This is a genomic window from Clostridium sp. SHJSY1 (assembly GCF_031626875.1).
Taxonomy (GTDB): domain Bacteria; phylum Bacillota; class Clostridia; order Clostridiales; family Clostridiaceae; genus Clostridium.
This window is the reverse complement of the sequence record NZ_JANDMF010000027.1, coordinates 1-18,600: the sequence shown is the minus strand read 5'-3', so window position 1 is coordinate 18,600 and position 18,600 is coordinate 1. Positions and strand designations below refer to the sequence as shown.

Genomic DNA, 18,600 nt, shown 5'->3' with positions numbered 1-18,600 from the left:
TAAGGAAACTCCTATGAAAAATTATAAATAGAAGGAGAAAATAAATGAGTTGTTTATATATCATTACTGGGCCTCCAGGGGTGGGAAAATCAACAATTTCTAAAGTTCTAGCAGAAAAAAAGGAAAAGTCAGCATTAATAGAAGGTGATGATATCTATCACTTAGTGTGTGGAGGCTATGTAAAACCATGGCTTGAAGGCAATCATTTAGAAGTGTTTTGGGAAAATTGCACAGACATAATTAAGAATTTTCTTAATAGAGGATATGATGTGGTCTTTAATTATATATGTACGCCTGAAGATGTGGAGTACTTAAGAAATAAAATTAGAAATACAAAAATAAAATTAAGCATTTTAGTGGTTGATGAAGAAACTATTATAAAACGTGATAAAATGCGTCCGTTAGATTGTCAGATGGGTGAACGGTCTGTTCTATTATTGAATGAGTTTAAAGCAATGGACTATAGTAAAAAATACTATCTTGATACAACATTATTAAACGTAGAAGAAACAGTTAAGGAAATTATACAAGATGATAAGTTTTTATTATGAGTATAATATTACAGGAATAAAAGGTTAAGGGAATAGTTAGATTAATGGGGGGATTATGATGAGCAATTTTTCAAATCAAGAACAGATTATAAATAAGGATTCAGTTTCACTTGATTCTTATGATGAAATGGCAGAGTATTATTTTAATGATGTGGATACAAAGCCTCATAACGCATTTTATGAAAGGCCAGGAACTTTGTCATTACTTCCAGATGTGAAAGGCAAAAGAGTATTAGATGCAGGTTGTGCAGCTGGATGGTATACCAAATGGTTATTAGATAATGGAGCACAAGTAATCTCAATAGATTTTAGTGAAAATATGATAGAAATGACTAAAAAAAGAGTAGGAAACAAAGCTGAGATCATAAGAGCGGATTTGAATAATACATTAGACTTTATTGAGGATAAATCCATAGATATTATAGTATCATTATTAACACTTCATTATCTAAAAAGTTGGGATATAGCAATGGGTGAATTTCACAGAATCCTAAAAGATGGGGGACAACTTATTTTTTCTGTTCATCATCCTTTTATGGATTTTACAGTATTTAATAGAGAAAATTATTTTCTTACAGAATTATTAGAAGATGAATGGAATACTACTAATGGAAAAGTAAAAGTACAATTTTACAGAAGACCATTAAGTAATATTATTGAAGCAGTAACTGGTTCAGGTTTTGTAATAGAGAAGTTGTTAGAACCAATGCCAACAGAAGAATTTAAAATTAATAATCAAGCTACATATGATAAATTAACAAAAAGACCACAGTTCTTATTTATAAGAGCTAAGAAAATTAAAATTATTTATAGAGATTAGAGGGAATATATGACTATACCAAATAAAAACTCTAGAAAGATAGTTATAGGAAATAAAACTTATAGGTGGACAATTTCACCTGATGATGGATATATAGTTTTTGTTGCTGAACAAGATGATTTTAAAGGAAGAAGATTAGAAGTTTATATAGATTCTGATATTAATAAGCTTTGGAGAAGTTTCCCATGTGTTAAAGAATTGAATTTGAAGATTATTAAACCTAAGGATGCAGAAGTAATAATTTCTCAAGCCATAAATAAAGGGTGGAATCCTGAAGAAAAAGGCTCGCCTATAATTTTTGATTTAAAACAAGATTTTTTATTAATAAGTCGTAAATCGTAATATTGTTATAAAGTAAATTAAGCGAAAGGTGGTGAATTTAGTGAGAGTTTTATATCTATAAAATGTACTCTCATTAAGGATAATATATGGTAAAGTCTATTATGATACAAGGAACTATGTCTAATGTAGGTAAAAGCCTAGTAGTTGCAGGACTATGTAGGATTTTTAAAGAGGATGGATACAAAGTAGCACCATTTAAATCACAAAACATGGCTTTAAACTCTTATATAACAGAAGAGGGTTTAGAAATGGGAAGGGCTCAAGTTGTGCAAGCAGAAGCAGCAAAAATTAAACCATCTGTTTTAATGAATCCTATTTTACTAAAGCCAACAAATGATATAGGATCACAAGTAATAGTGAATGGAGAAGTTCTAGGGAATATGAATGCTAGAGATTACTTTAAGTATAAGAAAAGTCTTGTACCAGAAGTAATGAAAGCCTATAATGCATTAGCAAAAAAATATGACATTATAGTTATAGAAGGAGCTGGAAGCCCAGCAGAAATAAATTTGAAAGAGAATGATATTGTAAATATGGGAATGGCAAAGCTTGCAGAATCCCCAGTTTTATTAGTAGGAGATATAGATAGAGGTGGAGTATTTGCTCAACTTATTGGAACTATAATGCTCCTTGAAGATGATGAAAAATCTATGATTAAGGGAACTATAATTAATAAGTTTAGAGGGGATAAAACCATATTAGACCCAGGTATTGAAATGCTTGAAGATATGAGTAAAATTTCAGTAGTAGGGGTTACACCTTATATGCATGTAGATATTGAAGATGAGGATAGTTTATCAGAGAGATTTACAAAAGGAAAAAGTGTAGGACTTGTTGATATAGTAGTAATAAAACTTCCTAGAATATCAAACTTTACAGATTTTAATATGCTAGAAAATATAGAAGGAGTATCTTTAAGATATGTAAATAAAGCAGAAGACATTAAAAATCCAGATATGATAATAGTACCAGGAACTAAAAATACAATGGAAGATTTAATGTGGATGAGACAATCAGGAGTAGAAGCAGCCATCTTAAAAGAAGCTTCAAAAGGAAAAATAATTTTTGGTGTCTGTGGTGGATATCAGATGCTTGGACAAAACTTGCTTGATCCATACCATGTTGAATCTGGAGGAAGTATAAAAGGACTTGGACTATTACCTATTAAAACTACTTTTGAAAAAGAAAAAACAAGAACTAGAGTAAAGGGAAGTTTTAGAAATATAGATGGACCATTAAAAGAACTAACAAATATTAATTTCCAAGGATATGAGATTCATATGGGAATAACAGAATTATCAAATGAGTCAGCTCCAATGAATGAGATTACTGATATAGAAGGCAAAATAAAGGTAGATGGAGTAGCTTTAAATAATGTATATGGCACATATGTGCATGGAATTTTTGATGAAGAGGAAGTTGTTAAGGGGATAATATCTATCCTTTTCAAAAATAAAGGCTTAGATTATGAAAATATTAAAACCTTTGATTTTGCAAATTATAAAGAAGAGCAATATGATTTGCTAGCAAAAGGCTTAAGAGAAAGTTTAGATATGAAAAAAATATATGAGATTTTGGAGGCAGGAGTATGAGGGGCTTAGTACATATTTACTGTGGAGAAGGTAAAGGAAAAACTACAACATCAATTGGTCTTAGTGTTAGGGCTGCAGGTAATGGAATGAAGGTTATCTTTACACAATTTTTAAAGAATAATGATTCAAGCGAGTTAAAAATATTAAATAGTATAGAAAACATTGATTTAATACCCTGTGAAGAGAGTTTTGGATTTTTCTTTAATATGACTGATGAGCAAAAAGTAGAGGCAAAAAAAGTATATAGCAATTTATTAACTAGTGTTTTAAAGAAAAGTAAGGAATCAGATTATGATATGCTTGTTTTAGATGAGATTATGGCTGCTTATAATTATAACTTAGTTGATAGAGATGAGTTAATAGAATTTTTGAAAAATAAACCTGAAAAGCTTGAAGTGGTTATGACAGGTAGAAATCCAGATGAAAAACTTATTGAACTTGCAGATTATGTATCAAATATACAAAAGATAAAACATCCTTATGACAAAGGTATTTTTGCAAGAAAAGGAATAGAAATGTAGGAGATATGAATATGAAAATTGAACTTGAAAATGTATTACCAAGAGATATAGAAAAGAGAAGTTTTGAAATTATAACAGAAGAATTAGGTGACATAAAATTAGATCCAGATAAAGAATTAATTATAAAGAGAGTCATTCATACAACTGCTGATTTTGAATATATAGATAGCTTGAAATTTTCAGAAGATGCTGCTAAGAAGGCTATGGAAGCCATAAAAAATGGAGCATGTATAGTTACAGATACTCAAATGGCTAAGTCAGGAATAAATAAAAAAGTACTTGCAAAGTATGGTGGGGAAGTTTTTTGTTTTATGTCTGATGAAGATGTAGCTGCCATAGCAAAAGAGAATGGAACAACTAGGGCAACTGCTAGTATGGATAAAGCATCACAGATTGATAGGGAATTAATATTTGCAATTGGAAATGCTCCAACGGCTCTTGTAAGATTATATGAACTTATTAAAGAAGGTAAAATTAATCCAAAGCTTGTAATAGGAGTGCCAGTTGGTTTTGTAAATGTAGTTCAATCAAAGGAACTTATTATGGAATCAGGAGTAGATTTTATAGTAGCAAGAGGCAGAAAGGGTGGAAGCAATGTAGCAGCTGCTATCTGCAATGCACTTTTATATATGATAAATGATGATAGGGAATAGGAAAAGGAAATATTTAAGGTATAAAAATGTTTTATCAAATGTAAACTTTAATAATAAAAGCACTTATGAGTAATTTCATAAGTGTTTTTTTTTGATAATTTTATAAATTATTAATCAATAATGCAAAATATATATTGATAACCATTATAATCCATGATATAATCTGCAAGTATTTACAATATAATCAAGAAAAGGAGTGATAACGACAAATAATTTAATATTACTAACCAATGAGAATATATACTAAAAAGCGGGGTGAGGAAATAAATGGAAAAAACTAAAAAAAGTACAAAGATTAGGCTTGTTTCCATTCTTATGTTTATAGTTTTCATAATTAATGTGATTCCTATAAACATAGCAGAAGGTGCAGTTTTATTAAAAACTGAAAAAAATACTAGACCAAAATTAGATTTAGGAAATGTATTACATTATGATGGACAAGTTACTGATGATATTAAAAAAGAGGAAACTCCATCAGAAAAAGTAGTTGAAAAAAACCAAAAACTTTAATTCAAGAAATGGAAAAAGCAAAAGATGAGACTTTAAATGTTAAAGATAAAAATCTTGTTGAAGATAAGGACAAAAATATAGTTAAGAACTTTAGTATGTTTGATACTGCTATAGAAGGACTTCTAGGAGAAGAAAACTCTGAGCTAACTTATGAAAATATATTAAAAGTAAAAAATAAAATTCCAAATGGTAATGGAATATGGGTATTAGAAAAGAATAGAGAGGCTGTTGTAAATCTAATTAACCAGATTGCCAATAAAGAATATTATATAGATCAAAATGGATTTTTAAAATCTAGAGAAATAACTAAAAATACAGGTTCTAGATCATGTTCTGAAATTATAGACAACCTTATAAACAGCAATAAGAAGCTGATTATAGGTAGAAGTAATGGATGGAATGAATATGACATACAATCAAAAAAAGTAGTTTATAAAATTTTTGATAATGATAAAAAAGCAATTAATATTGAAGAAAATGCAAATAATCAATTAGTAATACTAAGTGATAATAACCTAAACAATGAAATGTCATTAGTTTTAATCGATGAGCTTGTTCATGTACTAAAAGGAAAAGATGTTGAATCTGTAAAAGAAAAAGTTACAGAAGAACTTAAAAAAGACATTGTAAATACAAAAGATACAGAAAAAGATACAAAAGAGGAAGAAATTCAAAACAAAGAACAACCTCCTTTGGAAGAAGAAAAGAAAGAATCAAAAGATGAGATTGTAGATGATAAGGACAAAGAGGTAATTAAAAACTTTGATATGTTTGATACAGCTATAGTAGGGCTTTTAGGAGAAAAGAATACTGAGCTGACTTATGAAAATATATTAAAAGTAAAAAATAAAATTCCAGAAGGCAGTGGAGTATGGATATTAAAAGAAAATAGAGATTTTGTTTTAAATCTAGTTAACCAAATTGCAGATAAGGAATACTACATAGATGAAAATGGATTTTTAAAATCAAAAGGAGTAACTAAAAATTCAGGATCTAAGTCAAGTTCTGAAATTATTGATAATCTTATAAGTAGTGATAAGTTATTGATAATTGGCAGAAGTGATGGATGGGATGAATATGATGCAGTATCACAAAAAGTAGTACACAAAACCTTTAGTGCTGAAAATAAAGGTGTTACTATTGGGGGAAAAGCTACAGATCAATTAGTAATATTAAGTGATAATAATTCAAATAGTGAAATGTCAATAGTTTTAATTCATGAGCTTATACATGGATTAAGAGGTCAACAAGGTAAAAAAGACAGGTTAGAAGAAGAGCTTTATGCAGGAAACTTAGAAAATGAGATTAGAAAAGAGCTTAATATAGAGTTAAGAGATTTAACAGACATAGAAGAATCTTATAACAAATATAAAAATTCATATAGTGATGATTATAATGAGAAGCCTTTTGAATATGCAGCAGGAACCTATGCAACTGTAAAATTGCAGGACCCATCAAGCAGCTTAAATTTCAGAAGTGGACCATCTACTGATACTAGTGTAATAGGAAGTTTACCACATGGAGCTTCAGTAAAGATTTTGGGACAAAGTGGTGACTGGTATAATGTAGAATACAATGGAACTAGTGGTTATGTTAGAGGTGATTTCCTAACCCAGGGAGCGGGTTCAATTTCTGGAACAGGAACAATAAAACTACAAGATCCATCAAGCAGTTTAAACTTTAGAAGTGGGCCATCAACAGATACAAGTGTGATAGGAAGCCTAACTCATGGTGCAGTAGTAACAATACTAGGAACAGAAAGTAACTGGTACAAGATAAATTACAATGGAACAATAGGATATGTAAGAAATGACTTTGTAGTACTTGGAGGTTCATCAGGAGGAAGTAGTGCAAGTGGAACAGGAACAATAAGACTGCAAGACCAATCAAGCAGTTTAAACTTTAGAAGTGGGGCATCAACAAGTACAAGCGTAATAGGAAGCTTAAGACATGGAACAGTAGTAACAATACTAGGAACAGAAAGTAACTGGTACAAGATAAATTACAATGGAACAATAGGATATGTAAGAAATGACTTTGTAGTACTTGGAGGTTCATCAGGAGGAAGTAGTGCAAGTGGAACAGGAACAATAAGACTGCAAGACCAATCAAGCAGTTTAAACTTTAGAAGTGGACCATCAACAGATACAAGCGTAATAGGAAGCTTAAGACATGGAACAGTAGTACAAATACTAGGAACAGAAAGCAATTGGTACAAGATAAGTTATAATGGACAAACAGGTTATGTAAGAAATGACTTCTTAGTAGCTGGAGGTTCAGCAAGTGGAAGTGCGAGTGGAACAGGAACAATAAGATTACAAGATCCATCAAGTAGCTTAAACTTTAGAAGTGGACCATCAACAGATACAAGCGTAATAGGAAGCTTAAGACATGGAACAGTAGTACAAATACTAGGAACAGAAAGCAATTGGTACAAGATAAGTTATAATGGACAAACAGGTTATGTAAGAAATGACTTCTTAGTAGCTGGAGGTTCAGCAAGTGGAAGTGCGAGTGGAACAGGAACAATAAGATTACAAGATCCATCAAGCAGTTTAAACTTTAGAAGCGGACCATCAACGGATACAAGCGTAATAGGAAGCTTAAGACATGGAACAGTAGTAACAATACTAGGAACAGAAAGCAATTGGTACAAGATAAGTTATAATGGACAAATAGGCTATGTAAGAAATGACTTCTTAGTACCAGGAGGATCAAGTGGAAGTGCATCATATGAAGGAACTTATGGAGCTTCACTTAAAGAATCTTATATAAGATACTATGCTCAAGATGATCCAAGGTATGGAAATGTGATGTATAGTAATCATGGTGATCCAACTCAGACTATAGCAAATTCAGCTTGTGGTCCAGCAGCATTTTCTATAGTGGTATCAACATTAAATAATATAGATGTTCCACCAACAGAAATGTGTGCATATGCATTAGCAAATGGACTTAGAACAGATAACAATGGAACAGAGTCAAGTTTGTTTAAGCGTGCAGCAACAAGTTCTTCAAGGTATAGTTTGAATTGTCAAGGTGTTAGTGGTACAAGTGGTGCAAAATCTTTATTGTCAGATGGAGCACATTTAGTTATAGCTAGGATGGCTTCAGGCCATGTTACTAGGCAAGGACACTTTATTGTACTTTCAGGATGGGTAACAGTAAATGGTAAGGTATATTTTAAAGTGTATGATCCTCATAGATGGAATGAATACTACATATATGATGGAGAAATAATTGATGATGTAAAAGATGATGGATTCATATTGCTAAGTGAAACAGCAATAAGGAATGAAGCTATTGAACTTTTTGGATTTTCAAATAAGAATAATAGTAAGATAGACAATGGTCAAGGATCTTCAACTGGAGGCAGTACTTCATCTGGAAGTAATCCTTCATCTGGAAGTAATCCTTCAAACCCAGGAACATCAGGAAGCTCATCATCAAATAATTCAACTTTAAGAATGGGAAGTCAAGGAGAAGAAGTAAAAAAACTTCAAAACTTATTAATTTCCAAAGGTTATAGTTGTGGTCCATATGGTGCTGATGGTGACTTTGGTCAAGGCACTTATGATGCTGTTGTTGCTTTCCAAAAAGCTAATAGTTTAGAGCAGGATGGTGTTGTTGGGTCTGGTACTTGGGGAGCTTTAAATAATTCTTCTTCAACAGGTGGAAATGGAAGTACAGGCGAAAGTAACAATAATCAAGGAACTAATACAGAAGGAAACAGTTCTTCAAACTCTGGAACATCAGGAAGCTCATCAACTGGATCTTCTTCTACAACGTCAAGTACTGGAGGTAGTTCATCTTCATCAGAAGGAAGTAGTAGTGACAGTAATCTAGCAGTAGATACAGGAGATAGAAAAGTTGATATTGCTTATACAAAATGGTGGGATACACATCCAGGGATAAAGTATGCTGATGACCCAAGGTATTCTGCAATTGTTGTAGCTGCGTTTCAAAATAGGTTGATGTATATGTCACAGCAAGGAATTGATGTGAGCGTTTTATCTATTGATGAACTTTGCAATTTATTTGAATATGAATTAGGTGATCAAGCAAGTTTAATCATTGACATGGCAGCTGCTGGAGTATCTATTGTCAAAAGTGCAGTGGGTGTAGGTGAAAAGGTAATTACACATAAGATGCTGGCTGAAGCAATGACTAAAATGCGAAATGGAATTAAAACATCTGTTGATAACCTAAATAGTATTATAACTAAAGTATATTCAAGAACGGATGGTTTTGTAGAGGTAGAGTTTGCTGGATGTGGTAGACTTAGATTTGATGAAGCTAAAATGCTTGAAGCAGCGGATGAAACGGGTAAAAATACCTATTATAGTTGGATTAGGAACAATTTAAATGATGGGATCAGTGATGCTTGGAAAATAATATCAGCAAAAGTAGATGATATTTTGCTAGATGCAGTTAATAAACTAAGAACAAAGTATACTGATGTTAAGATAGGATATAGAGGTTCTTTATCAACAGGAATTAAGCACAGTACTGGAGGGCCATTTGACTCAACAGATTTTGATGTAGATGCATTTATTGTAAGTGATGAACTTGCATCAAAATTTTCATCCAATACATTCTTTAGAAATGCACGAGATTTAGATGGGTTTACCAGTGTTTGTAATGAATTGGAATCAATATTTAAAAGTAGGTTTGATGGATATAGAGTTGAATCAGGAAAACCTTTTACTTTTAGGGTTTGGACAGAAGAAGAATACTTAAAAAAAGTAAAACCAAATGGAGCAAAATTAATTGATTAGGAGTATGAAAATATGAAAATTCCAGATATAAAAGGTGGAGCTGCCTTTCAGACAGATAAAAGTTTAGAAGAAGCAGGAGAAATAATATCAAAAAAATTATTTGGAGGATTAGAATTTCAAGGAAAAGAATTAAGTATTTACGAGGAAGTTCCAGCAATATTCATTAAAAATCAGATATTAGGGTTAAGTGTAATACTGAATGGATATAGTGGCTATGGTGAAGATGAGAGGTTTATTCTTGAAATACGTGTTCCATATTTTAATGATATATTTGGCAATAATGTAGAATCTTATAAATATGATATAAGTAAATATCTAGAAGGACTATTAGAAGATTGTTTTAAAGAAGATAAAACAGTTAAAATTTTAAAAAGTAAGTAAGTTTTCATTGTTATACGGGTACAACCCATAGCCGTCAAGCTAAGGAGTGTAGAATCTTGTAGAAAAAGTTGATGGCTTATTTCTTTTAGATTGGAAATATTAATGAATAATGATTTTAAATTAAAATCATTAGATTTCTTATATTTATGTTTTTGCATATGTATGATTTAATGGTTGTTGAATTTGAAAGTGAAAATCTTATTACGAGTAAGACTAAGATGTTTGATAATATTGATGATTTGTTACAAGAAATAAGAGAAGATTTTGAAAAGATTATTGATTGTTATTAAAACATAAGACATTCAAAATTGAAATCAATATGTTGGTGCTCCCCATAAAAGTAGAATTTAGTGAAATAGAGCATAATTATATGACTTATAGAAAAATTTTCTTGCAATATTGTAAATTAAACATTAGAATTAAAACATTAATAAAAAAAGAATATAAAAAAGCTCTTATTTAACTCTTATCAATGTAATTTGCCGTTACACTGATAAGCCAAACTTTACAAGGTATTTGCCGTGCCAAGAAAGCTGTTAGAAAAGAACTTCTTTCACAGTAACAAAAGTTACTTTTAAATTTACTAATTTTATTAGTAAATTTAAACCGATACAAGATAGAATCTAAAGCCTTTTGAGTATGGTAATTAACCTAACTCAAAAGGTTTTTTTGATTCCTTATTATTTAATCTTGCAGCAACAAGTTCTTCAAGGTATAGTTTGAATTGTCAAGGTGTTAGTGGGACAAGTGGTGCAAAATCTTTATTATCAGATGGAGCACATTTGGTTATAGCTAGGATGGCACCTGGTCATGTTACTAGGCAAGGACATTTTATTGTACTTTCAGGATGGGTAACAGTAAATGGAAAAGTTTATTTTAAGGTATATGATCCTCACTGCTGGAATGAATATTATAAGTATGATGGAGAAATAATTGATGATGTAAAAGATGATGGATTCATATTGCTAAGTGAAACAGCAATAAGGAATGAAGCAATTGAACTTTTCGGATTTTCGAATAAAAATAATAGTAAGATAGACAATGGTCAAGGATCTTCAACTGGAGGCAGTACTTCAAATCCAGGAACATCAGGAAGCTCATCAGAAAATAATTCAACTTTAAGAATGGGAAGTCAAGGAGAAGAAGTAAAAAAACTTCAAAACTTATTAATTTCCAAAGGTTATAGTTGTGGTCCATATGGTGCTGATGGCGACTTTGGACAAGGTACTTATGATGCTGTTGTTGCATTCCAAAAAGCTAATAAGTTAGAGCAGGATGGTGTTGTTGGATCTGATACTTGGGCAGCTTTAAATGGTTCATCAGGGTCAGGAAACTCAGGGGGAAGTAACAATAATCAAGGAACTAGTACAGGTAATCAGGAGTCGGATAATTCAAAGGATGAAACCTCATTTTTTCAGAAATTTATAGATGCATATAAAAAACATCAAACTTCAGGAAATATTTTATATGATGAAATAAATTTTTGGACATTGGGTACACTTGATTCATTTAAAGCAGTAACAGAAACAAAGCCATTTACTTTGGAGAATTTAAAAGCAAATTTCAAACTGTTTCTGAATACAGCACCATTTGTAATTCCAGCAGGAAAAACTATTGATAGTTTTGTTAGTGGAGCTACAAAATATGTAGGAAGCTTATTTGCCAAAAAAGTTGGATGTACTGAAACTACTGTAGCTATTGATGAAGCAGCTGCAAGTATTATTAAGGGGGCAGGAAATGCTTCAGCTAAAGGTTTACTAGGAAAAGATTTTGAAGATTATCTTACTAAGATAATTGGTGGAGAAGGCTCGTTTAGTAAAGGTGGACGAGATTTTGATGGTGGAATAGGAAATAGATGGTGGGAAGCAAAATCAGGAGGTTATTGGGATATGATAATGAATAACCAAAAACAATTAAATAAATTCAAAGATTCAATGGGAGATAGATTAAGGATAGCTAAGGATAATGGAGCAACATATGAATTGTTAACTAACGCTCGAATACCTCAATCTATAAAAGATTGGTTAACAAAGAAAGGAATACCTTTTACAGAATTGTTAGACTAAAAAGTATAAATATGAAAGGAATGAATTAAAGCATGTCTATAAGTGCATCAATTGATGTAAAATTAGCAAGGAATAATAATGAAAAGATATCTGCTAAAAAACTAATTAGTATATTAATTTCAGATAAGTGGAGACTACAAGATAATGGTAAAATATCATATTTACCATTAGGTGATGATGATGATTTTGATTGGCAGTATGATGAAATATCAATAAATGAATTAATGGATATAGTTGATAAAAAAGAGGAACGAAGAGAAGTAATTGGTTTAATAATGTTATGGGATACAACAGAAATAGGAGTAAACTTACTTATTCATTCAGAATTGGAGCTATCGTTTTCTTGTAGTATTAATAGAAAAAAACTTAATAATTTAGATAATAGAAGTATTACTGATGTAAATTGGTATGTAGAAAAAATAATTCCATTGTTGCAAAAGAATAATTACATTGTAGAGTCATTTTCTTTTGAGGAATATTGCTAGTTTGAATATAATTATTTGCCACAAAACTATACCTGTATGTATTACTCGATACATTTAATTTAATAAATGGAGGTTCAGCAAGTGGAACAGGAACAATAAGATTACAAGATCCATCAAGTAGCTTAAACTTTAGAAGCGGACCATCAACGGATACAAGCGTAATAGGAAGCTTAAGACATGGAACAGTAGTAACAATACTAGGACAGGTCATGTTACAAGACAAGGACATTATATAGTTCTTGCAGGATGGACAACAATTAATGGTAAAGTATATTTTAAAGTGTATGATCCTCATAGATGGAATGAATATTATATATATGATGGGGAAATAATTGATGACGTAAAAGATGATGGATTTATATTGCTAAGTGAAACAGCAATAAGAAATGAAGCAAATGCATTTTTTGGATTCTCTAATAAGAATAATAGTAAGATAGAGAATAATCAAGGATCTTCAACTGGAGGCAGTCCCTCAAACCCAGGGACATCAGGAAACAATTCAACTTTAAGAATGGGAAGTCAAGGAGAAGAAGTAAAAAGACTTCAAAACTTATTAATTAATAAAGGATATAGTTGTGGTAAATATGGTGCTGATGGTGACTTTGGACAAGGAACTTATGATGCTGTTATTGCCTTTCAAAAAGCTAATAAGTTAGAGCAGGATGGTGTTGTTGGATCTGATACTTGGGCAGCTTTAAATGGTATACCAGTAAGTGAAAATAATAAGACAATTAATATAGATATATCAAATATATTATATGATATTAATAAAGCTCCTAGTAAGTATGCAATTTCTACACAAATAAAATTATTAGATTTATCAGAACAATGGCTTAATGCAGCAACACAAAGTGAAAGAGTTAATATAGAATCTAAGATAAAAGATATTAGAGATAATACGGATGATAGCGTGGTTTTACGTCTTTTTCAAAAAGCTATAAATGAATTAGTGGGAGAAGGGTTAGTAACAGGATCAATTCTTATTATGGCAGGAGTAAGTCAATATGATTTAGATAAAAGACTTGATAATTTATTGGCAGCTAGAGAAACTTATATCGCTGGACAGGTAAAAAATATTGAGATTAATGATTCAAGTAATGTACGAGTTTATGGTGCAGAAGGGACAATTAATGAAAGAATTACAATTGGGAAAAGTGGAGAAGTAGTTATTCAGGATAGCAATAAGACCTTATTCCTAAACTTTGGAGATAAGCAACGAGCTAATGATTTTCTTATAAAGCGTTTAAGCCAAGGTATGGGTGATGTAAGTATAAAATCCTTTGAGGTGCCAAAAGAGTTTTTTGATAAAATCAATGCAGAAGCAGTGCTAGAATCAGAGGTTTCAAAATTTCCAGGAAGACCACTTAGGGTAGATATTACAAAAGCTGAAAATCAATTTGGACTACGCTCTGAGCAAATAAAGATACTTGAAAAAGAAATTATTAGAGGATCAGGAAAAGTTTCGAAAGGAGTGATAATAAAATGATAAATGATGAACTTAAACGGTTAATGAATAATAATGTTAATAACTATAAAATTGATCAAGTATTTTTGACAAGATTTGAAGTACAATGTAATGGAAATTCAAAAGGCGTTTTAAATAGAGTTAAAGATGTTTTAGAGATAGTTCTACAACAAGATGTAAAAAGATGGTTAACAGTAGAAGAGTGGAAGTGTACACTCCCTAAATGGTTTATTGAGAGTTGTGCTGATGAGATTACACAAGAAGAAGCAGAACAAAGGTTAACTTTATCATTAGAAGAAAGAATAAAGATTAGTAAAAACGAAGGATGGGCATTAAGTTCTTGGATATATTGGTTAAACCCTAATGAAAAACAGTGGTATTGGTGGGAAAGTAATATTATTGATGAAAATATACTAATTGTAACTGTACAATCTGAAGATTATCCCTTCGCATGGGGGGCTCTAGAATGGCTTTTGTTGGCTTCAGGAGCAATAAAAGTAGAAGAATTATAAGAGAAGATAGATGGAAGTTTTATTTGGTTGAGTATTGCTACTGCATTGGGATTAGGAACTACATTTTATTATGGTTCAAAAAATGTTCCAATATTTGAAGGAGTTTATCGTTTATTGAAATATGCTTTTGCGATTATTATAATATTTATAGTTGGTGTAGTACTAAAACAAATAATTTTATCTTTAATAGGATTTGATATAATGCCATTCATAGGAATATCAAATCCATCACATTAAAACAGATCTTAAAAACAAGTAATTAATGGTAAAAGTAGGATTTAGTAAAATATACTTCATATTGGGTTGGAACAATAGGCCCATTTGTAAATATTGATACTTTTGAAGATTATGTAAATCTAAATAATGAAAGATATAGTACTATTGAAGAAAGTTCAACAGATGTATTATTTGATATATTATTAAATCCTCCCCGATATGATGAGATAAATCCAATGCCTTTTGAGGATTTCAATATTGAATTAGTAGATATTCGAGCTTTTATTGGACAAAAAGATACAAAAAAATTTTTACTAAAGTTAAAAGAAGTGATTGACATTCCTAAATCAAGAGTATTAATAGTTGACATAATAGGCGGGCTAAAAGATGTAGAGGGAATTGATCTATTAAAATTATTATTAGAAGAAAAGTTAAGTGATGATGAAATAATGGATATAGCATATACTTTAAGCGAAATACCTGGATTTTAAGCAAAATAAATACTAAAAAAATTAAGAGTGAATATAAGGATGGTCCTTTAGAAGTATTACAAGAAATTAATATTTGTTTAGATTATTTTTAAACAAATATTAAAAGAAAAATAAAGTATATATAAAAGAAATATGTTTGTAGTAGAGCCATTAAAAAAATGGAATGCAGCAAACATATTTTTTTATATCTTTACAATTCATTCCTTATTTTTGGTTAGATCGTTACCTAATATAATAGTTGTTTGAGCATTTGAAATGTGTGCTTATGCATTAGCAGGTGGATTTATAAGTACATTTTCTTTTAATAAAGATGAAAAAACAGAGATTGTAGTTGCATCATTTGAACAAAATCCTGGCATGTTGTATTATTGGGAAAGAAAAAGGAAACAAGAGCAGGAAGAACCAAGTCCCTCTACAGTAAAAGAACTTGATGAAAATCTAATATCAAAAGATACTTTAGAAAAGATAACAGGGCTTTCTGGTGCAGCTCTAGTAGCATATTTAGTACTATCAGAAGGGGCTAGGGTATTATTTCCACCAAGAAATTTTATACCAGTGCCACAAAAAAATATATAAAAAGAGGTTGAACATGAATAAAATAGAAAATTATACGAATAGCATTTATGGATGTATCTCAACATATGATTCTTTATTAACTAAGGGCTCAGTAATAATTGATATTATAGAGGAGTTTATAGAAAAAATAGTAAAACCAATAGATAAAGATTTGAAATATAGGGTTAATCTAGAGAAAAAGAAATATAAGTATAACAGTTCTAACTGGGAAAAAACAAAAAAATTAATAAGTGAAGGAAAAGTAGAAAAAATTAGTTTTGTTCATTTTGATAAGAGTACAATTGAAGCAAGAATAAATGGAATAGATTGTCCAGAGGCAAACATATTTCCAGAGCTTATTAACCTAAACATTTTATCTAATGTTAGTAATACTAAGAGGGCAAGTCTTATAGAGTTTTCAATAAATAAATGGACTTGTGCAAAGAATAATTCTCAATATATTTGCTCAGAATATGAAAAAATAATTGAGAAGGTCATATCTAATATAGATTGTGTAGGGGGATTTATTACAATTGATACAATGTCAGCATATTGTTCATTTAGTGCACATGAAAGGCATATGGGACTTGAATATATGAATGCTTCAGAGAACTTTCATAAATATTTCAGAGGTTATAGCTGGGGAAATTACTTAAGTAAAAAACATGTGGAATTGTTGGGAGGAATAGAAAAAATTAAAAAAGAAGCTCCTGTGTTCTTAGTTAAAACCTTAAGTGATAATGGTGTGTATTTACAATTAACGGAGAAAGCAGATGAAGTTTTAGATGAGGATTTAAGAAAATTAAAAAGATATTTTCAGCCTATATTACCCAAAGCCCAATTAATGTTTTTTACATCTGAAGCTAGATTTAGGAGAATGATAATTGATAAAGATGATGAATTGATTTTTTTAGAGAATAAGAATTAAGTATTATTGAAATTGTAGTACTTAAATTCTTTGAAAAGTTTGGATTTTTTTGGGGGGGAAAAATGGAGTTTATCATGCTAAAGAAGATGGATGGCAATATATGAATTAGTATTTGAATAAAAGCTTTAATTTAAAAATACAACTAGAGGTGGTGATTTATATGAAAAGAACGGAAATGATTAATAAGATAAAAGATTGGGCTGGGCCAATAGGACCATTTGTAACTATTGATACTTTTGAAGATTTTGTGAATTTAAATAATGAAAGATATAGTACTATTGAAGAAAGCTCAATAGATGTGTTATTTGACATATTGTTAAATCCTCCTAAAGATGAAGATATTAAGCCAATACCTTTTGACGAGTTCACTGGTGAATTGGTAGATGCTATAACTTTTGTTGGGAAAAAAGATACAAAAAAATTTTTGCTAAAGTTAAAAGAAATGCTTCATTTTTCTAAATCAAGAGCATTGATAATTGACGTAATAGGTGGCTTAGAAGATATAGATGGAATTGAATTATTAAAACCATTATTATTAGAAGAAAATTTAAGTGATGATGAAATAATAGCTTTAGTAGATGCTTTAAGTCAAATTGGCGGAGTTGAGTCAAAAGAAATACTAGAAAACTTAAAAATTAAGTATGAGAATTCCAGAGAAGTTCTAGAAGAGATAGATATTTGTCTAAAGCTCTTAAATCATTCATCTTAAAATATGTGTGAAAAACAATAGAATTTTTGAAAAAAAAGTAGCAATGTGAAAGTATTAGATAGTATTAATTAAATGAAGAATAGGAAGATAATAATGGAAATTGAAGCATTTATGATTGTAGAGATAGTAGAAGAAATTGAAGATGTGATTGTTAGAGGAAGAGCATATATTGACATAGGAGTTGGAGATGTCCTATATGTTAAAAATAGATATGAGGAAAAAATTCCATGTATAATTGAAAAAATGAGCTCTTATGGAAGAGAAACAAAAGTATTAAATTCAATGATGACAGGTGATGTTACGCTTAAATTTTTACAGAATGTAAGCTTGAAAAATATTTGTACCAATTACAAAAGGAATGAATTAAAGTATGTCTATAAATGCGGCAATTGATGTAAAATTAGCAAGGAGTAAATCTGAAAAAATATCAGCATTTTCTTTTGAGGAATATTATTAATTTTGGAGGATAGAGATATGAATAAAAAGATTAATTTATATGTCGATGATTTGCGAGATTGTCCAGAAGGATTTCAAATAGCAAGAAATATAGAACAAGCTAAATATTACTTAGCTAAATTTGATATTGAAATAATTTCTCTTGATCATGATTTAGGTGTAGATGAGCAAGGAAATCTTTTACCTACAGGATATGAATTGGTTAAATACATTTGTGAAAATGGATTGAAAATTGATAAAATATATATACATACTGATAATCCAGTTGGAAGAGAAAATATGTACTATACTTTGTTAGGAGCACAAAAAAGGGGCTTTATAGATGACAAGGTTTTAATTTATAAATATCCACTTGTACCAAATCAATATTCAGGATATGTAGAATAAAATTGTAGGAACTTCATTAAATAAGGATATATATCAATTAGAAAAATCTAAATATGTTGTATTCTATATTCCTGAAACTGATGGAAATGGACTTGAATAAAAAAGGGGGCTGTATCAAAATAAATTTGATACTATCCGATAAAAAAAGAGAATTCAAAATTGAATTCTCTTTTTTAGCGCAT

Annotated in this window: 22 protein-coding genes; all 22 read left to right on the top strand. The window is 30.3% G+C overall.

Annotated elements, in window-relative coordinates; all coding sequences use genetic code 11:
• The first annotated feature begins 44 nt into the window (after positions 1 to 44).
• The 22 genes from NNC19_RS12835 (at position 45) to NNC19_RS12735 (ending at position 18,418) form a co-directional block, all read left to right on the top strand.
• Entirely contained in the window at positions 45 to 551 is a 507-nt protein-coding gene (locus NNC19_RS12835; protein WP_310939062.1) for an AAA family ATPase, read from the top strand.
• 58 nt (positions 552 to 609) lie between these two features.
• Positions 610 to 1,371, top strand: a complete 762-nt coding sequence (locus NNC19_RS12830) for a class I SAM-dependent methyltransferase (protein WP_310939061.1) — start codon at positions 610 to 612, stop codon at positions 1,369 to 1,371.
• 9 nt (positions 1,372 to 1,380) lie between these two features.
• A complete protein-coding gene (locus tag NNC19_RS12825) occupies positions 1,381 to 1,713 on the top strand; it encodes a hypothetical protein (RefSeq protein ID WP_310939060.1) in 333 nt (110 codons plus the stop codon).
• An 86-nt stretch (positions 1,714 to 1,799) separates the two neighbouring features.
• Positions 1,800 to 3,305, top strand: a complete 1,506-nt coding sequence (locus NNC19_RS12820; protein ID WP_310939059.1) for a cobyric acid synthase — start codon at positions 1,800 to 1,802, stop codon at positions 3,303 to 3,305.
• Positions 3,302 to 3,826 carry a cob(I)yrinic acid a,c-diamide adenosyltransferase gene (locus tag NNC19_RS12815; RefSeq protein ID WP_310939058.1) on the top strand — a complete coding sequence of 175 codons (525 nt, stop codon included), beginning with the start codon at positions 3,302 to 3,304 and terminating at the stop codon, positions 3,824 to 3,826. Before NNC19_RS12820 ends, NNC19_RS12815 begins: the two co-directional genes overlap by 4 nt.
• Positions 3,827 to 3,837: 11 nt before the next feature.
• Positions 3,838 to 4,479, top strand: coding sequence for a precorrin-8X methylmutase (locus tag NNC19_RS12810; protein WP_310939057.1), 642 nt, complete (start codon positions 3,838 to 3,840; stop codon positions 4,477 to 4,479).
• A 267-nt stretch (positions 4,480 to 4,746) separates the two neighbouring features.
• Positions 4,747 to 4,989: a hypothetical protein gene (locus NNC19_RS12805; protein ID WP_310939056.1), complete on the top strand. Its 243-nt coding sequence runs from the start codon at positions 4,747 to 4,749 to the stop codon at positions 4,987 to 4,989.
• A gap of 8 nt (positions 4,990 to 4,997) precedes the next feature.
• Complete coding sequence (locus tag NNC19_RS12800) at positions 4,998 to 9,767, top strand: SH3 domain-containing protein (RefSeq protein WP_310939055.1); 4,770 nt, start codon at positions 4,998 to 5,000, stop codon at positions 9,765 to 9,767.
• Positions 9,768 to 9,779: 12 nt separating this feature from the next.
• A complete protein-coding gene (locus NNC19_RS12795) occupies positions 9,780 to 10,148 on the top strand; it encodes a hypothetical protein (RefSeq protein ID WP_310939054.1) in 369 nt (122 codons plus the stop codon).
• Positions 10,149 to 10,306: 158 nt separating this feature from the next.
• Positions 10,307 to 10,438, top strand: coding sequence for a hypothetical protein (locus NNC19_RS12790; RefSeq protein WP_310939053.1), 132 nt, complete (start codon positions 10,307 to 10,309; stop codon positions 10,436 to 10,438).
• A gap of 429 nt (positions 10,439 to 10,867) precedes the next feature.
• Positions 10,868 to 12,214, top strand: a complete 1,347-nt coding sequence (locus tag NNC19_RS12785; RefSeq protein WP_310939052.1) for a peptidoglycan-binding domain-containing protein — start codon at positions 10,868 to 10,870, stop codon at positions 12,212 to 12,214.
• Between the two features lie 32 nt (positions 12,215 to 12,246).
• On the top strand, positions 12,247 to 12,699 hold the full coding sequence (locus tag NNC19_RS12780; RefSeq protein WP_310939051.1) for a hypothetical protein: 453 nt from the start codon (positions 12,247 to 12,249) through the stop codon (positions 12,697 to 12,699).
• Positions 12,700 to 12,731: 32 nt separating this feature from the next.
• Positions 12,732 to 12,935 carry an SH3 domain-containing protein gene (locus tag NNC19_RS23510; protein ID WP_396136424.1) on the top strand — a complete coding sequence of 68 codons (204 nt, stop codon included), beginning with the start codon at positions 12,732 to 12,734 and terminating at the stop codon, positions 12,933 to 12,935.
• A gap of 44 nt (positions 12,936 to 12,979) precedes the next feature.
• Complete coding sequence (locus NNC19_RS12775; protein WP_310939050.1) at positions 12,980 to 14,185, top strand: peptidoglycan-binding domain-containing protein; 1,206 nt, start codon at positions 12,980 to 12,982, stop codon at positions 14,183 to 14,185.
• Positions 14,182 to 14,676, top strand: coding sequence for a hypothetical protein (locus NNC19_RS12770; RefSeq protein ID WP_310939049.1), 495 nt, complete (start codon positions 14,182 to 14,184; stop codon positions 14,674 to 14,676). Before NNC19_RS12775 ends, NNC19_RS12770 begins: the two co-directional genes overlap by 4 nt.
• A gap of 27 nt (positions 14,677 to 14,703) precedes the next feature.
• Entirely contained in the window at positions 14,704 to 14,913 is a 210-nt protein-coding gene (locus NNC19_RS12765; protein WP_310939048.1) for a hypothetical protein, read from the top strand.
• 215 nt (positions 14,914 to 15,128) lie between these two features.
• Positions 15,129 to 15,383, top strand: a complete 255-nt coding sequence (locus tag NNC19_RS12760; RefSeq protein WP_310939047.1) for a hypothetical protein — start codon at positions 15,129 to 15,131, stop codon at positions 15,381 to 15,383.
• A 255-nt stretch (positions 15,384 to 15,638) separates the two neighbouring features.
• Positions 15,639 to 15,959: a hypothetical protein gene (locus NNC19_RS12755; RefSeq protein WP_310939046.1), complete on the top strand. Its 321-nt coding sequence runs from the start codon at positions 15,639 to 15,641 to the stop codon at positions 15,957 to 15,959.
• A gap of 13 nt (positions 15,960 to 15,972) precedes the next feature.
• The gene (locus NNC19_RS12750; protein ID WP_310939045.1) at positions 15,973 to 16,866 is read left to right on the top strand and encodes a hypothetical protein; all 894 of its coding nucleotides are present in this window, start codon (positions 15,973 to 15,975) and stop codon (positions 16,864 to 16,866) included.
• Between the two features lie 160 nt (positions 16,867 to 17,026).
• Positions 17,027 to 17,575, top strand: coding sequence for a hypothetical protein (locus tag NNC19_RS12745; protein WP_310939044.1), 549 nt, complete (start codon positions 17,027 to 17,029; stop codon positions 17,573 to 17,575).
• A 93-nt stretch (positions 17,576 to 17,668) separates the two neighbouring features.
• Entirely contained in the window at positions 17,669 to 17,968 is a 300-nt protein-coding gene (locus tag NNC19_RS12740) for a hypothetical protein (RefSeq protein ID WP_310939043.1), read from the top strand.
• Positions 17,969 to 18,049: 81 nt separating this feature from the next.
• Positions 18,050 to 18,418: a cyclic-phosphate processing receiver domain-containing protein gene (locus NNC19_RS12735; RefSeq protein ID WP_310939042.1), complete on the top strand. Its 369-nt coding sequence runs from the start codon at positions 18,050 to 18,052 to the stop codon at positions 18,416 to 18,418.
• The last annotated feature ends 182 nt before the right edge of the window (positions 18,419 to 18,600 follow it).

Coding starts and splice junctions, on each gene's coding strand:
- NNC19_RS12835 (WP_310939062.1), top strand. CDS start 45: ATGAGTTGTTTATATATCATTACTGGGCCTCCAGGGGTGGGAAAATCA.
- NNC19_RS12830 (WP_310939061.1), top strand. CDS start 610: ATGAGCAATTTTTCAAATCAAGAACAGATTATAAATAAGGATTCAGTT.
- NNC19_RS12825 (WP_310939060.1), top strand. CDS start 1,381: ATGACTATACCAAATAAAAACTCTAGAAAGATAGTTATAGGAAATAAA.
- NNC19_RS12820 (WP_310939059.1), top strand. CDS start 1,800: ATGGTAAAGTCTATTATGATACAAGGAACTATGTCTAATGTAGGTAAA.
- NNC19_RS12815 (WP_310939058.1), top strand. CDS start 3,302: ATGAGGGGCTTAGTACATATTTACTGTGGAGAAGGTAAAGGAAAAACT.
- NNC19_RS12810 (WP_310939057.1), top strand. CDS start 3,838: ATGAAAATTGAACTTGAAAATGTATTACCAAGAGATATAGAAAAGAGA.
- NNC19_RS12805 (WP_310939056.1), top strand. CDS start 4,747: ATGGAAAAAACTAAAAAAAGTACAAAGATTAGGCTTGTTTCCATTCTT.
- NNC19_RS12800 (WP_310939055.1), top strand. CDS start 4,998: ATGGAAAAAGCAAAAGATGAGACTTTAAATGTTAAAGATAAAAATCTT.
- NNC19_RS12795 (WP_310939054.1), top strand. CDS start 9,780: ATGAAAATTCCAGATATAAAAGGTGGAGCTGCCTTTCAGACAGATAAA.
- NNC19_RS12790 (WP_310939053.1), top strand. CDS start 10,307: ATGTATGATTTAATGGTTGTTGAATTTGAAAGTGAAAATCTTATTACG.
- NNC19_RS12780 (WP_310939051.1), top strand. CDS start 12,247: ATGTCTATAAGTGCATCAATTGATGTAAAATTAGCAAGGAATAATAAT.
- NNC19_RS12770 (WP_310939049.1), top strand. CDS start 14,182: ATGATAAATGATGAACTTAAACGGTTAATGAATAATAATGTTAATAAC.
- NNC19_RS12760 (WP_310939047.1), top strand. CDS start 15,129: ATGCCTTTTGAGGATTTCAATATTGAATTAGTAGATATTCGAGCTTTT.
- NNC19_RS12755 (WP_310939046.1), top strand. CDS start 15,639: ATGTGTGCTTATGCATTAGCAGGTGGATTTATAAGTACATTTTCTTTT.
- NNC19_RS12750 (WP_310939045.1), top strand. CDS start 15,973: ATGAATAAAATAGAAAATTATACGAATAGCATTTATGGATGTATCTCA.
- NNC19_RS12745 (WP_310939044.1), top strand. CDS start 17,027: ATGAAAAGAACGGAAATGATTAATAAGATAAAAGATTGGGCTGGGCCA.
- NNC19_RS12740 (WP_310939043.1), top strand. CDS start 17,669: ATGGAAATTGAAGCATTTATGATTGTAGAGATAGTAGAAGAAATTGAA.
- NNC19_RS12735 (WP_310939042.1), top strand. CDS start 18,050: ATGAATAAAAAGATTAATTTATATGTCGATGATTTGCGAGATTGTCCA.